2 protein-coding genes are annotated in these 15,835 nt (G+C 34.6%); both read left to right on the top strand.

Annotated elements, in window-relative coordinates:
- The first annotated feature begins 43 nt into the window (after nt 1-43).
- Nucleotides 44-15,268 (top strand): hemagglutinin repeat-containing protein, encoded by a 15,225-nt coding sequence (locus Spiro2_RS07230; RefSeq protein ID WP_338635015.1) that lies wholly within the window; start codon nt 44-46, stop codon nt 15,266-15,268.
- Nucleotides 15,265-15,828, top strand: a complete 564-nt coding sequence (locus Spiro2_RS07225; protein WP_338635014.1) for an SMI1/KNR4 family protein — start codon at nt 15,265-15,267, stop codon at nt 15,826-15,828. The genes Spiro2_RS07230 and Spiro2_RS07225 overlap by 4 nt, the downstream gene beginning before the upstream one ends.
- The last annotated feature ends 7 nt before the right edge of the window (nt 15,829-15,835 follow it).

Genomic DNA, 15,835 nt, shown 5'->3' with positions numbered 1-15,835 from the left:
TAAAATTTATTTTAACTTCCTCATTTTCTGAAAAGGATTTCAGATGAAAAATTTTAATAAAAATAACAATAATTTTTTTACAAAAGATAATAGATTTAATTCAAAAAATACTTGCAATCAGCTGATCTTGAATTTTAATCACAAGTGCGCCAAATGTAGTCGTAAGATAACAACTAAATTAAAAGCAATTTCAACGGTTTTTATCATTGCATATTCTTGTAATACCGCATTTTTAGAACACCAGCAGGCATTTGCACAAGCTGTTGCGTATCGTAACGCGCCAAATGAACGGCATCCAATCATGGATGCGGCACATAATGGCGTGCCTGTTGTGCACATTGCGCCACCAAGTTCGAGCGGTATTTCGCATAATCAATTTGAACAGTTCAATGTCGATAAAAGTGGATTGGTTTTTAATAACAGCAACAAAGATATTCAGTCGCAGCTTGCAGGATGGATTGCTGGCAATCCGCAGTTAGGGCATGAGCCTGCAAAAGTGATTTTATCGGAGGTGATGGGTTCAGACCCTTCGTTGCTGTTTGGACCAATGGAGGTTGCAGGAAGAATAGCAGATATCATTATTGCAAATCCCAATGGCATTACCTGTGATGGTTGCGGATTTATCAATACCTCAAGAGCGAGTTTGGTGGTTGGAAAACCCGAATGGAGTACCACAGGATTATTAGACTCATTTCGTGTTGATAGCGCGTTACTTAAAATTGGTGAAAAAGGGCTCAATGCTTTGCAAGTTGCAGAGCTCGATTTGATTGCTCGCACAATGCAAGTAGGCGGCGAAGTATGGGCTAATAAATTAAATACAATTTTAGGTACAAACCGAGTATTTTTTAAAACGTTACAAACAAAACCTATTGATATTGGTGGTGGGACGCCACAGTTTGCTTTGGATGTTAAATCTGTTGGCGGTATGTTTGCAAAACAAATTTATTTAATTGCAACAGAGTATGGCATTGGCGTGAATAGCATGGGTCGCCTAGAAACTCTTGAAGGATCGCTGCAGCTTTTTGCAAATGGAGATTTAAAAGTTGATAGGGTTCTTTCTAAAGATGATTTATTAATTAAAGTAACAGGAAATGCTGATTTTTTAGGAAAAATTTTAGCAGAAAATCGTTCAATAATAGAAATTGGTAAAAATTTTGAGCAAAAAGGCTATTTTGATTCTAAAGGTATTATAGAAATTACAGCAACTAATTTTATTAATACAGGTACAATTGTACAGCGCGGAAAAGAATATTTACAAATTGAATCAAGACAAGATTTTCTTAACTCAGGGGATATTTATAGTGCTGGATTATTAAAATTATCTGCAAATAATTTAAATAGTAACAAAGGGTTAATTTATTCAGAAAATGATATTTTTGTTAAAAGTAACAAAATTGATTTAGTTGATTCTGTGTTTGAATCTGAAGCAAATATTAATATCAGTTCTTCTGAATTTATATCAAAAAAATCAGATATAACAACAAATAAAAATTTAAAACTTGATAGTAACGTTGATTTTATTAATAATTCAAGCAATTTTTTTGCCAATAATAGTATTGATATAAATTCAAGTAATATCAAAAATGATAATGTAATTATTTCTGCCAAAGAACATATAAAAATAGAATCCGATAATAAGATACATAATGTTGCGAGTAAAATAATTGCAGAAGAGCAACTCACAGTTAAAGGATTAGGAATTGATAATACTGAAGGTGTTTTAAGCGCAAATTACTCAAATCTAGATTTTAAATCTGGTGATTTGATTAACGTAAAAGGAAATATAATAGGGGATAACCTTTTATATATAGAACAAGGTTTTATTAATAATGAAGATGGAAAAATAATAACTAAGTCAAACTTAAATTTAGACACCAAAAATAGTAATTTAGTAAATAACCGAGGGTTAATTAAAGCTGAAAATGAACTAAATATAAATTCTAACTCTATTTATAATACATCTGGAAGTATTATTTCGCAATCCGATAATATAATTAAAGCAAGATATTTAGATAATAATTATGGTGAAATTTTTGGAGAAAAAACGTCAATTTTATTGGATGAAGGAAAATTAAATAATGCTAAGGGTAAAATAGAAGGAAAGTCCGATTTAAATTTAGACATTGGTGAATTTTCAAATAAAGAAGGAATTCTTTTAAGCGATAAAAATTTAAAAATTGATACAAAAAATCAAGTTTTTGATAACGCTTTAGGCTCTATTCATACAAAAGGAAATTTTGATCTTACAAGCGGTGAATTTCAAAATAATTTTGGCGAAATTATTACCTCTGGAAAAATCGATATTAGTTCGAGTTTAATAAATAATGAAAAAGGAAAAATCATAGCTTCTAATGATTTAAAATTAAATACAACAAGCATTTTAAATGATAATGGTGAAATTGAAGGTAAAAATGTTACTTTAAATTTAGATAAAAATGGAAATTTAAAAAATGCGGCAGGAAAGTTAATTTCAAATGAAGATCTTACTTATTCTGGTGGCAATATCAATAACCAAAAAGGACTTATTTCATCGCATGGGAAATTATTACTAGAGGCTCATGATCAAAATATAAATAATACTGAAGGACTATTGGTTGCTCAAGGAGTTGTGACGGTTCGTTCTGGTGATTTTAAAAATGAAAAAGGCGTTTTTGGTAGCGGTAAAAGTAATTTAGAATTTACCAGTTCTTCTGGTTTAACTAACACAGACGGTACAGTATTTGCAAAAGAAGACTTGCAAATTGATGTTGGAAACAAAGAAATTTTAAATGTAAAAGGAAAAATAATTGCTGAAGGTGATTTAGTATTAAATGCAAGTAATCTTGAAAATAATTCTGGGCAAATTTCTGGAGTTGATATTGAGTTAAATTTAACAAAAGGTAGTAATTTAAGTAACAAAGATGGAAAAGTTTTTGCAAGCAACAATTTAATATTACAAGGAGGTGTGACTAGTAATAACAAGGGTGAAATTGTTGCCAAAGGTGCGTTCAGTCTCAATACCCAAGGGCAAAACTTAGTGAATAATTTGGGTAGTATTGTGGCACAAGGTGCTGTGCAAATAGAAGCGCAAGCGTTGCACAACACAGCGGGCGCAATTGGCAGCACTGCTGCCGGTGTAACAATTTCAAGTCTCGAAGTGGATAACAGTGTTGCAGGCAAAATAGTTGCAAAAAAAGATTTCATTCTTAATACCAATGAGCAAAATATCAATAATAATACAGGAAAAATATTAAGCGAAGAAGGCAATGTTACCGTCACAACGGCAAATATTGATAGCACCCAAGGCGAAATTGGAGGCGGATTCGTTACTTTAAAGTTAACAGAAGGTAGCAATTTAAATAATAACGAAGGTAAAGTTATTGCAAGTAAAGATTTAACGCTACAAGGCGGTGTTGCGGGTAACGAAAAAGGAAAAATTGTTGCCGAAGGCGCTCTCAGTCTCAATACTCAAGGGCAAGTATTAGTGAATAATTTGGGTAGTATTGTGGCACAAGGTGCCGTGCAAATAGAAGCGCAAGCGTTGCACAACACAGCGGGCGCAATTGGCAGCAGTGCCGCCGGTGTAACAATTTCAAGTCTCGAAGTGGATAACAGTGTTACAGGCAAAATAGTTGCGAAAAAAGATTTCATTCTTAATACCAATGAGCAAAATATCAATAATAATACAGGCAAAATATTAAGCGAAGAAGGCAATGTTACCGTCAATGCGGCAAATATTGATAGCACCCAAGGTGAAATTGTTGGCAGTGATGTTACATTAAATTTATTAAAGGGTAGTAATTTAAGTAACAATTCTGGCGAGGTTGTAGCCCGTAATAATTTAACATTACTAGGTGGTGTTGCAGGTAACGAAAAAGGAAAAATAGTTGCTGAAGGTGCGTTAACGTTAAACTCTCAAGGAGAGGCAGTAAACAATATTTCTGGCGAAATTATTGCTAACAGTAAGTTAGATTTAAAAAGCCATGCACTGCAAAATAATGCAGGAACAATTGGTAGCGGTGGCAGTGAAATTATAATTAGAAGCCATGCGATAGATAGCACAAATGGAAAAATAGTTGCTAAAAATGATATTACAATTGATACAAAAAATCATGATATTACAAATAATGATAAAGGAAAAATAGGAAGTAAAGAAGGAGATATTGTTGTTAAGGCGGCAAATTTCAATAACAGCAGCGGTGAAATTGCGGGCAAAATTGTTACGTTAAATTTAACAGAAGGTAGCAATTTAAATAATAATGAAGGTAAAGTTGTTGCAAGTAAAGATTTAATGCTACAAGGCGGTCTTTTAGGTAACGAAAAAGGAAAAATTGTTGCCGAAGGTGGGTTAACGTTAAATTCTCAAGGAGAGGCAGTAAACAATAATTCTGGCGAAATTATTGCTAACGGTAAGTTAGATTTAAAAAGCCATGCACTGCAAAATAATGCAGGAACAATTGGTAGCGGTGGCAGTGACATCATAATTACAAGCCATGCTGTTGATAGTACAAAAGGTAAAATTGTAGCAAAAAAAGATATTTCTGTTAATACAAACGCACAAAATATTATCAATATCGAAGGTAAAATATTAAGCGAAGAAGGCAATGTTACCGTTAAAGCGGCAAATATTGATAGCACCCAAGGCGAAATTGTTGGCAGTGATGTTGCATTAAATTTATTAAAGGGCAGTTATTTAAGTAACAATTCTGGTCAGGTTGTAGCCCGTAATAATTTAATATTGCAAGGTGGAGTTGCGGGTAATAATGAGGGTAAAATTGTAGCTAAAGGTACGCTCAGTCTCAATACTCAAGGGCAAGAATTAGTGAATAATTTGGGTAGCATTGTGGCACAAAGTGCCGTGCAAATAGAAGCTCAAGCGTTGCACAACACAGCGGGCGCAATTGGCAGCAGTGCCGCCGGTGTAACAATTTCAAGTCTCGAAGTGGATAACAGTGTTGCAGGCAAAATAGTTGCGAAACAAGACTTGATTCTTAATACCAATGCGCAAAATATCAATAATAATACAGGTAAAATATTAAGCGAAGAAGGCAATGCTACCGTTAAAGCGGCAAATATTGATAGCACCCAAGGCGAAATTGTTGGCGGATTTGTTACGTTAAATTTAACAGAAGGTAGCAATTTAAATAATAATGAAGGTAAAGTTTCTGCAAGTAAGGATTTAAAATTATATGGTGGTGTTGCAGGTAACGAAAAAGGAAAAATTATTGCCGAAGGTGGGTTAACGTTAAATTCTCAAGGAGAGGCAGTAAACAATAATTCTGGCGAAATTATTGCTAACAGTAAGTTAGATTTAAAAAGTCATGCACTGAAAAATAATTCAGGAACAATTGGTAGTGTTGACAGCGATATTATAATTACAAGCCATTTGATAGATAGCACAAAAGGTAAAATTGTAGCGAAAAAAGATATTTCTGTTAATACAAACGCACAAAATATTATCAATATCGAAGGTAAAATACTAAGCGAAGAAGGCAATGTTACCGTCACAGCGGCAAATATTGATAGCACGCAAGGCGAAATTGTTGGCAGTGATGTTGTGTTAAATTTATTAAAAGGCAGTTATTTAACTAACAATTCTGGTAAGGCTTTAGCTCGTAATAATTTAACATTACAAGGTGGTGTTGCTGATAATGAAAAAGGAATTGTATCAGCGCAAGGTACGTTAACGTTAAATTCTCAAGAAGAAGCGGTTAACAATAACTCAGGAAAAATTGTTGCTAAAAGCACTCTGCAACTAGAAAGCCATGCGCTACAAAATAACGCAGGAACGATTGGAAGCATTGAAAGTGAAATAACTATAACAAGTCATGAAATTGATAGCACACAAGGTAAAATTGTAGCGAAAAAAGATATTTCTGTTAGCACAAACGCACAAAATATTATCAATATCGAAGGTAAAATACTAAGCGAAGAAGGCAATGTTACCGTCACAGCAAAGAATATTGATAGCACGCAAGGCGAAATTGTTGGCAGTGATATTGTGTTAAATTTATTAAAAGGCAGTTATTTAACTAACAATTCTGGTAAGGCTTTAGCTCGTAATAATTTAACATTACAAGGTGGTGTGTCGGGTAATGAAAAAGGAATTGTATCAGCGCAAGGTGCGTTAACAATAAATTCACAACAAGAAATTGTTAATAATAATTTAGGGCAAATAATTGCCAACGGCAATTTGATACTAGAAAGCCATGCGCTGAAAAACAGCGAAGGCACTATTGGCAGTATTAATAATTATTTAACAATCACAAGTCATGCAATAAATAGCACACAAGGAGTTATTGCCGCTAAAAATGATATTACAATTGATACAAAAAACCATGATATTATAAATGACAATAAAGGAAAAATATCAAGTAAAGAAGGTAGTATTGTTGTAACGGCAGCAAATGTAAATAACTCAAATGGCACAATTACGGCAGCAAATGTAAATAATTCTAGTAGCGAAGGTGGATCTGTTACTTTAAATTTATCGGAAGGTAGCAATTTAAATAATAACGATGGTAAAGTTGTTGCGAGTAAAAATTTAAAATTAGATGGTGGTGTTAAGGGTAATAACAATGGCGAAATTATGGCATTGGGAACCCTTAATATTAATACTCAAAGACAAAAATTAATTAATCAATCTGGTAAAATTGCAAGCGGACTGAGCGCAAAAATTATAAGCCACGAGATTGATAATTCACAAGGTGGAAAAATATTTACAAGCAACCCTGGCGCTAATTTAGAAATCAATTCAAATAATCAACAAATTAATAACAATAAAGGTAAAATTCTTGCTAGTGGCAACCAAATAATTAAGAGCGGCAGTATTGATAACACAGAAGGCGAAATTTTAGGATTTACAACACAACTGCATTTGCAATCTGGCTCTTTAGTGAACAACAAAGAAGGAAAAATTGTTGCAGACGAAAAACTAGAATTGTTTGCTGGCGTTGAAAACAATAAATTGGGTTTGATTGCCTCACAGCAAGATATGAAAATTAAAACTCAAGGGCAAAACATTAATAATGATAATGGAACAATTTTATCGCGAAAAAATCTTAATATTACAGCAAATAATATTTTTAATAATCAAACAGGGAAAATTTTTGCGGAAGGAAATTCTGATATTAATTCTTCTTACCTTTATAACAAAACAGGATTGTTATTTAGTGGTGGAGTGTTTGAGGTAAAAAGTTTACAAATTGATAACACTGCAGGAGAAATTGTTGCTCACAATGCGAATGCTTCAACTCCAAGAAGTTTAAATATTAATACCGCATCACAAGATATTTTAAATGTAGGCGGTAAAATTAAAACTTCAGGCGATTTAACAATAACTGCAAAAAGTGTAGACAATTCTTCAAAAGGGCAAATTCAAGGCGAAAATGTTACATTTACTGCAAGTAAATTTTTAAATAATAACGGCGAAATTTTTAGTAAACAAACTTTAAAATTTACAGGTACAATTGCAGATAACATTAAAGGAACAATTGCATCATTAGGTGATGCTGAAATTGTGTCGCAAGGTTTATTAAATAATAATTCTGGAACTTTAGAATCGCATGGAAAATTAAAAGTTACAACGGGAGATTTAAAAAATAATTCTGGTAGTTTTGCAGCACGCAATGAAATTAAAATTAATAGTGGTAATATAGAAAATATCAGTGGTAAAATTTTTAATCATAATGATTCTGTAAATATTATTGCTCAAAATGGAGACATAAATAATACAGGTGGCCTTATTTATGCAAGCGCTGCATTGGGTATAACAGGAAATTCATTAAATAATAATAATGGCAATTTATCTGGTGATACGCAAAATTTAAATTTTGCAAGCACCCTAAACAACACTTCTGGAAAAATTATTGCTGATAACAAATTAGAAATTCATAGTGGAGAGCTTAACAATAGTGCTGGTGTTATTGCTGGGAAAAGCTATGTAACCATAAATTTAAAGAGAGAATCTTTAACTAATACAAGTATGGGCAGAATTCATGCTGGTACAAGCCTCGATATAACATCTGGAGATGTTTATAATAATAACGGAATTATTTATAGTGGGAGTTATTTAAAATCAGACAGTTACCAAATTATTAACAAAGAAGGAGTTATTGTTGTTGAAAATGGCAACTCACAAAATAAACTCGATATCAACACAAATAATAATCAATTTGATAACACTCAAGGTACAATTATTTCTAAGGTTAATGCAGAAATAAGATCTGGCAATTTTGATAATGCAAATAACGGCAAGGTTTTTGCAAGTTCTTTAAGCTTAAATTCTTCAAATGTTCATAACAATAGTGGTTCATTTAATGTTTTAGGTGATGCAACATTACAAACGCAGTCATTTAATAATAACTCTGGTACGTTATTTTCTGGTAATAATATAAAAATTGATGCAACAGGAGAAGTACAAAATACCTCTGCAAACATCAAAGCGTTGGGTTTTATAACATTAAATGCAAATAATTTATACAACAACAGTGGAAATATATTAGCACTTAACAATATTGAGATTGAGAGTAACAATAATTTTTCTAACAATAGTGGCAAAATTAATAGCGGAAGTAATTTAAATATAAAATCATCTAGTTTAGATAATAATTCTGGTAATCTTTATGCTCAAAATACAATAAATATAGAATCACAAAATTTTAGCAATGATTTTGGAACTGTTATTGCAGATCAAGATTTAATTCTTAAAACCAGTTCAAGCAATGTAGCAGGAAAAATTATTAGCCAAGGTGATTCTGAGTTAGAATTTAAAAATGATTTTATAAATAATGCACAAATTTCTGCAAAAAATACTTTAACAATTAGTGCTAATGGCGTAAGTAATAATAAAATTATTGTAGGAAAAAAATTAGAAATTACTTCAAGCAATAATTTTACAAACCATGCGCAAGCAAAAGTTATTGCAGATTCTGTAAATATAGACGCTGTTATAGGTATTGAAAATTATAGTAAAATAGATGGAAAATCTGTAAATTTAACAGGTAGTCGTATTTTAAATACCTCAAGAATTTCTGGTGATAATTTAAATTTAACAGCACAAAGAGGATCGGGTGAAATTGAAAATGATGCGGGCGGAAAAATAGTTGGAACATCTGAATCGGGCGAAGTGAAATTAGATGCCAAAGAAATTAGAAATGTTAATAACAGCCAAATTTTAAGCATAGGCGGCCTTACCTTTACTGCAAGCATACTAGAAAATATTTCTACAAAAATTGTGGCAAAAAAATTTATTAATTTTGATGTGGATAGAGTTTACAATAAGCCTGCGGTGGATCCTGAAAAAGTAAAAATTGAAGGTAAACCTGAAAATTTACCTAACTCAGGAATGGAAACGGTTTTTACAACCGGAAGGCGTGATGGCTTAACAGAAAGAAAAAAAGGAACTTTATCTAGAAAAACCGATACATATTCCTTAAAACAACATAGCAATCCATCAGAAATTTTATCTGGTGGAGATATTAATTTTAAAAATTATATTGGTAATTTTTATAGTACAATAGCTGCAGCAGGCACTTCAAGGTATTCAATGGATATGGATGAAGGTGCAAAACACGATAATTTAAAAAAGAGACCTGATGTTAACTTAAACGAAAATCAAAATCTTGCGCATAATTTTAATGAGTACAATAAAGATACTGAAATTAAAATTGACAATATTTTAAAAACTGAAGACGAATATTATTTTGGTAAAAAATACCATGCAAAAAAATTGATTTCTGTAGACAAAATAACAGATCGCGTGCAAATAGATGATATATATGAGTGGCCAAAGAGTATTTGGGATCTTTTTGGCAATCTTTTTACAGACGGTTCTGATCTTGAAACAAAAACGAACCACTACGACCAACACAAAATAGGCGAAATCAAACCATTGGCCGAAGCAACCAATATTTCTGGAGCGGTGGTTAATACATCAAGTTATTTTGATAATCAAAATAAAATTGCAGTAAATCCATTAACCGATTCTGCGCACAGACCAAGTTTAGGTAGTGTTGAAACCACTCAAGAAAATTATAAAAAAGATGTATCGCGGGATGGCGCATCTTTTGTTGAAAAACGTTCGATTGATTCTGTTTCATTACCTGTATTAAAAAATTTGCAAATTGCAACACATCAAGAAACACTTTCTCAAGAACAGAAAGGTATTCATCAACTTGCAATACCAACGACGGAAAAGCCAAATTTTGATATTGATAATCCAGAATCTAGCTCTGTAAATGGTGTTGCGCTTTCGAGTCTAAGAGACAAAAACAATTCACTGCTTCATCCTATGGATGGAGTAAAACTTAGCGATACAAAGCTGCCTGATAATGAAAAAGTTAATGTTGACCCAGTTGTTATCCCACAATCAAAAAATAATTTTGAAGCTTTAAATACAAAATATTCTATTCAACATGATTCTTTAAATCCATCAGTAACTTTAGATAAAGTTGATGTTCCTATTGCAAAAGGAATAGATTTTACAACTATTAATTTTAACAATCATAACTCTTCATCAATAGATTTTTATTCTCGAAACGCGCTAAATCCTATGGATGTTAATTTAAGTTTATCAATGCCTGGTAGCAGGTATTTTGATTTTAGAAAATCGCCAGGATATCGTTACTTAATAGAAAATAATCCAACCTATGTAGAATATAATAAATTTTTATCTCACGATAAATACACAGAAAAATTACAGCTCAATCCTGAGCGGCAATTAAAGATTTATGGTGATCAGTTTGATTCTAAAAGAGAATTGGGTGATCAGGCTGTGGTATTAACAGGCCAGCAATTTTTAACAAACTATCAAGAAAACGAGTATAAATTTCAAAATCTTTTAAACTCAGGAAAAATGGTTGCCCAAAACTTTCAAATCACTCCAGGTACACAACTGAGTGACGAGCAAATGGCAACTTTAACGTCTGATTTAATAATTGATGTTAATAAAGATGTTGATCAGGTTGTTGTGAATGTAAAAAATTTGTTAAAAACAGATTTAAAATCCAATGGCTCGCTCATGATATTTGGTAAAGTCGATTTAAAAATTTCGGGTGACTTTAATAACACAAGCAGCATGTATATTGGTAGTGGTAAAATTGAAGCCGAAAACATTGTTAACAATCCTTATGCCTCAATTTTTGCAAATAGTTTAACCTTACAAGCACTCAATGATATTAAAAATATTTCTGGAGATATTAAAGGTTCTGGTGATAATAGTAGCATAATTCTCAATGCCAAACGCGATATTCATATTGAAACAAAAGCAATGGATGAATATTTTATTGTGAATGGCCAAAAACAAAAAAACACACGGGTAGATAGAGTTGCTACTGTTTCTGGCGATACTGTAAAGCTTATTGCCGGCAGAGATATCAATAAAATTGGTGCAAATATTTATTCTAAAAATGAAACACGGCAAGAAGCAGGCAGAGATATTAACGCCAAAGCTGCGGTTACAGAAAAAGAATTGTTAATTACTAATAATAAAACATCTAATTTTTTAGGTATGATTTTTCATTCGTCTAGTCAAAGAATTGAAGAAAATAGCGTTACGCATCACGTTGGCAAAGAAATTAGCGACGGCAATTCTATAATTGTAGCAAAAAATAATGTAAATTACAAAGGCGTAGAAATTAATGATGACCAAGCTAATGTTCCTGAAAAAGAAAGAAAATTTAATCCTAATCAAAATGTTATTATTCAAGGCGCTAATGTCACAATAACTGGTGTTAAAGATACCAAACGCACTCATGATGAATACCATTTTTCAAAAGGAGAAGGGGTAGATAAAAAATATTCAGAAACAATAGTTGGTGGTAAGGTTACAGCTGGAAATTCAATTATCATTAATGCTTTTGAACGTGAAAATAACACAGATTCGAATTCAAAATCAGGAAATATATTATTACAAGGTTCTGCAATTACAGCCGTGCATGGAGATGCAAAATTCTATGCAGATAATAAAATTGATGTGTTGTCAGAGAGTTTAAAAAGCAGCTCTTATAGTTATAATAAATCAACCAATGATGGAATATTTAGCAGCAAAACCACAACAACACAGGGGGAAAGCGAAAGAGACGGGGTTTATGGTTCTAAAATAGGCGGTAATTCGGTTATTTTGCAAGCTGGTAAAGGTGGCGAAAAGAAAGGCGATATTTTAGTTTCTGGAAGTCAAATAGCTTCTGATCAAAAAACAGTTTTGAAAGCGGGTAACAATGTTTCTATTGAAGCCGCAACGGAACAAACCTACGCATCGTTTCATGAATCAACGCGGACAACGGGAATATTTGCAAGTGAAGGTCGTTTTGGATTTACAATAGGCAAGCAAGAGAAAGACAAAGGTAACAAAACCAAAGAAAATTTAATTGCATCTTCTGAGGTAGGGAGTCGTTTTGGCACGCTTGTGATTGATGCAGGCAATACCTTTAGCCAAACAGGGGGCAGCAAACTTTCGGCGCTAGGCGATGTAGGGATATTTGCAGAAAAGGTAAAAACAGAAGCAGGTATTTCGACAGTACTTGAAGAGAATTCCGCGTCACAAAAAACCAGTGGATTGTCGTTCGGGGCATCCAACCCCGTAGTGGGAGCAGCACAGGGCGTGGTGCGCACAGCCGAGAACATGAACAAAGTGGAAGACGACCGCTTTAAAGGGTTGGCGTTACTTTCTAATAGTTTAGCGGCCAAAAATGCGGTTGATGCGTTGCAGAAATCACCTAAAGACTTAGGTGGCGTGAAGGTTAAATATACAATCGGGCAGAGCAAGTCAGGGCAAAGCTCAGTAACCGAAAGCACGCTAGTTCATAAATCAGGGATTTACACACAAGGCAATCTCATTGTTCAGGCACGGGGAGCGGGCAAGGAAAGCAGCATTGATCTTTCGGGCAGTGATCTCAAAGCGGAAGGTAAAATTCGTCTGGAGGCCGAAGGCAATATTTTAATGCAGGCGGCACAAAAAACCACAGAGAGACGGAGCAGTCAATGGAATTCGGGTTGGGAGTTAGGGATAGGTGCGAATGCAGGAAAAAGCACAGGATTCACGATTGAAGCAGGAGTATCGGGAGGAGAAGGTTGGAGCAAAAGCAGTGAAATTCAGCATGTTGATACAATAGTAGAAGGGAAACAGGGCGTAGAAGTGGTATCAGGAGGGGATACCACGTTAAAAGGCGCTCAAGTTAAAGGCAAGTTTATTAAGGCAGATATAGCCGGTAATTTGCACATAGAAAGCCTGCAAGATAGCAAAACCCACGATTCTGAGGAGTATTCGTTTGGAGTATCGGCAAGCGCGTGTATTCCTCCAGCGTGTGTAGGGGCTCAGGAAGCGAGCGTAAATGGCAGCGTGACCGACATGGCCAGCAACTACAAGAGCGTGATCACGCAATCGGGTTTTTTAGCAGGATCGGGAGGCTATCAAGTTGATGTAGGGGGTCATACCCAGCTAGTAGGGGGTATGATAGCGAGCAACCAAGAGGCTAAAGATAAGAAACTCAATAAGTTTTCAACAGAGACGCTAGATTTTGTCGATCTCAAAAACGAAGCGGAATACGACGTCAAGCATATTGGTGGGGGCTTTAGCGTAGGCGACAAGCTTTCAGTAAGTCCACCGCAATATTTGCCAGGTAGCAAGAAAATTTCAAGCGTCACCCGGAGCGTAATAGACGAAGGCGTGCTTGAAATCCGCAATGACAAAAAGCAATTGGCACTTACCGGAAAAACGGCAGAAGAAATACAAACAAGTTTGCATCGCGATAGCCGCACCGCCCATCAAAAAGCAGATGAGATATTTGACGAAGAGCAAATTCGGTTAAAAATTGGGATCGTTAACGATTTTGGCAAAGAGTTTGGCACATTTATATCAAATAGAGGGCAAGAAGCAGAGCAAAAAGAGAAAGAATTAGAACATGCTCTTAAAAATAGCGACACAGTCCCACCCGAATACATAGAACAATTAAAACAAGAATACGAATCTGCTGCGAAATGGGCACCAGGGGGCGAATACCGTCAGGTTGCCACAGCACTTGCCGCAGCGTTTACAGGCAAGCTCAGTGCCACGGGAACGGAGCTTGTGCAAAGTTTTGCGGCCAATTATTTACAAAGCATCGGTGCCGAAAAAATCAAAGAACTTGCCCCATTACTGGGAGGCGAAGGCAGCCCTGGGCACACAGCCATGCACGCTGTTTTAGGCTGCGCCGCAGGAGCCATGGGCGATAGCTGCGGTTCCAGAGCGTTTGGTGCCGCATCAGGGGTACTCATCAATACCGCCCTTTCAAGCCTTGAAGACACACAAAACCTCAGCGCTGCTGAGAGAGAAAATCGCATCAACATTGTGACCTCGTTGGTAGCGGGCATGTCTGCTGCCGCAGGGCTTGGCGATCCCAATGCTGCGATGACCAGTGCGAGGTTGGAAACAGAGAATAATGCGTTATTTCTTATTCCAATTGCTATTACTGGGTTAGCTATTTTAGACAAAGTTTACACTGGCTACGAGCTTTATAAAGATATTGAAGATGTTTGCAATGGCAAAAAAACCTGGGAGCAGTTGGTTCAGGAAAAAGGCATAGATTACGTTTCTAGCCTTGTGGTTACAAAAGTTGGAACCACAACGTGGAAAGGCGTTAAAAAACTTCCGGGCGTGGATGAAGTCCTAGAAAATGGAAAAAACTACCTCGGCAAAATGCAGAAAAAGATTGAGGATGCAATTCGCCAGGCTCGTAAAAAAGAAATTGATGTTAATGATCCTGACTACAAACCTACATTAGGTGGGAAAGGACCTATAGATTCGTTAAAATCTAAAAAAGAATTCGAAGCCATGTATGGGAAAGAAAATGTAATATCGCATACTGTGCCTGATTTGGATAAACCGAATGTTAATATGGCTGGAAGAGCAATAAATGTTGAATTAAATGATGGTAGAGTTGTAAAGGTTGTATATGATCAAAAAGGGCTTCCTGGTTTTACGCCGCATATGAAAACGGAAGTCATTTTTTCGCAAAAGACAATGTTGGAAACAAATTATGAAGAGCATTTAACTATGTCTACAAAAGCCTTATGGGCAGAAGTGCAAAAAGATCCTGTGTTAAAAAGAAAGTTTACTGAAGCAGAGTTGTTGGATATGGAGCAAGGAAAACAAAAAATAGGAAAATATACTTGGCACCATCATCAAGATTTAGGCAGAATGCAGTTAGTAGAAACAAAAATACATAAAGATGCTCCCCATGTTGGTGCTAAAAGTTTAAATCCCGAACTAAAAGAAAGAAAAAAGAAAGAGAAAAAGGAGAAAAAAGAGTGAAAAAAGATATTGTATTTGAAACGCGCGAAGAAAAAGTTGATATTTCTGTAGTGCGTGAGTTTGAAAATAAAATAGGGTTTAAATTTCCCCAGGCTTATGTTGATATTGTTGTTGATTTTAATGGTGCAACAATTCAAAACCATATGAATATTTTTTATTTTTATTCTAATTTTATAGATCGTTACGAAAGTTATCCTTTGGGTTCATTTTTAGGATATAATACAGACTGTTCAATAGAATGGTATTGGGAATCCAATTTATCAAGAGATGAAGAGTTTGCATATCCTAAAAATGTCATTGCATTTGCGGTTGATCCAGGAGGAGAAGAAATTTGCTTTGATTACCGTCATGATCCTAAAACAGATAACCCTAAAATAGTGGTGTGGCACCATGAAGCAGAATCTGGTTCAAGTTCCGAACTATCTTTTGTAGCTACGAGTTTTGCTGAGTTTTTAGATATGTTGTACGTCAGCAGTTCAGGAGCGAGAAAGACATACAATGAAGAACTTTTCTGGCAAAACCGAGAAAACCGTCGCAAAGAAACTTTAGAAAATCAATAATAAATTA

This window comes from Spirobacillus cienkowskii (assembly GCF_037081835.1).
GTDB classification, from domain to species: domain Bacteria; phylum Bdellovibrionota_B; class Oligoflexia; order Silvanigrellales; family Silvanigrellaceae; genus Silvanigrella; species Silvanigrella cienkowskii.
Note: the sequence above shows the minus strand (reverse complement) of the source record. Positions and strands in the feature narration are given on the sequence as shown.

Bases quoted from the DNA above. Each gene is read 5' to 3' on its own strand.
- Spiro2_RS07230 (WP_338635015.1), top strand. From the start codon at position 44: ATGAAAAATTTTAATAAAAATAACAATAATTTTTTTACAAAAGATAAT.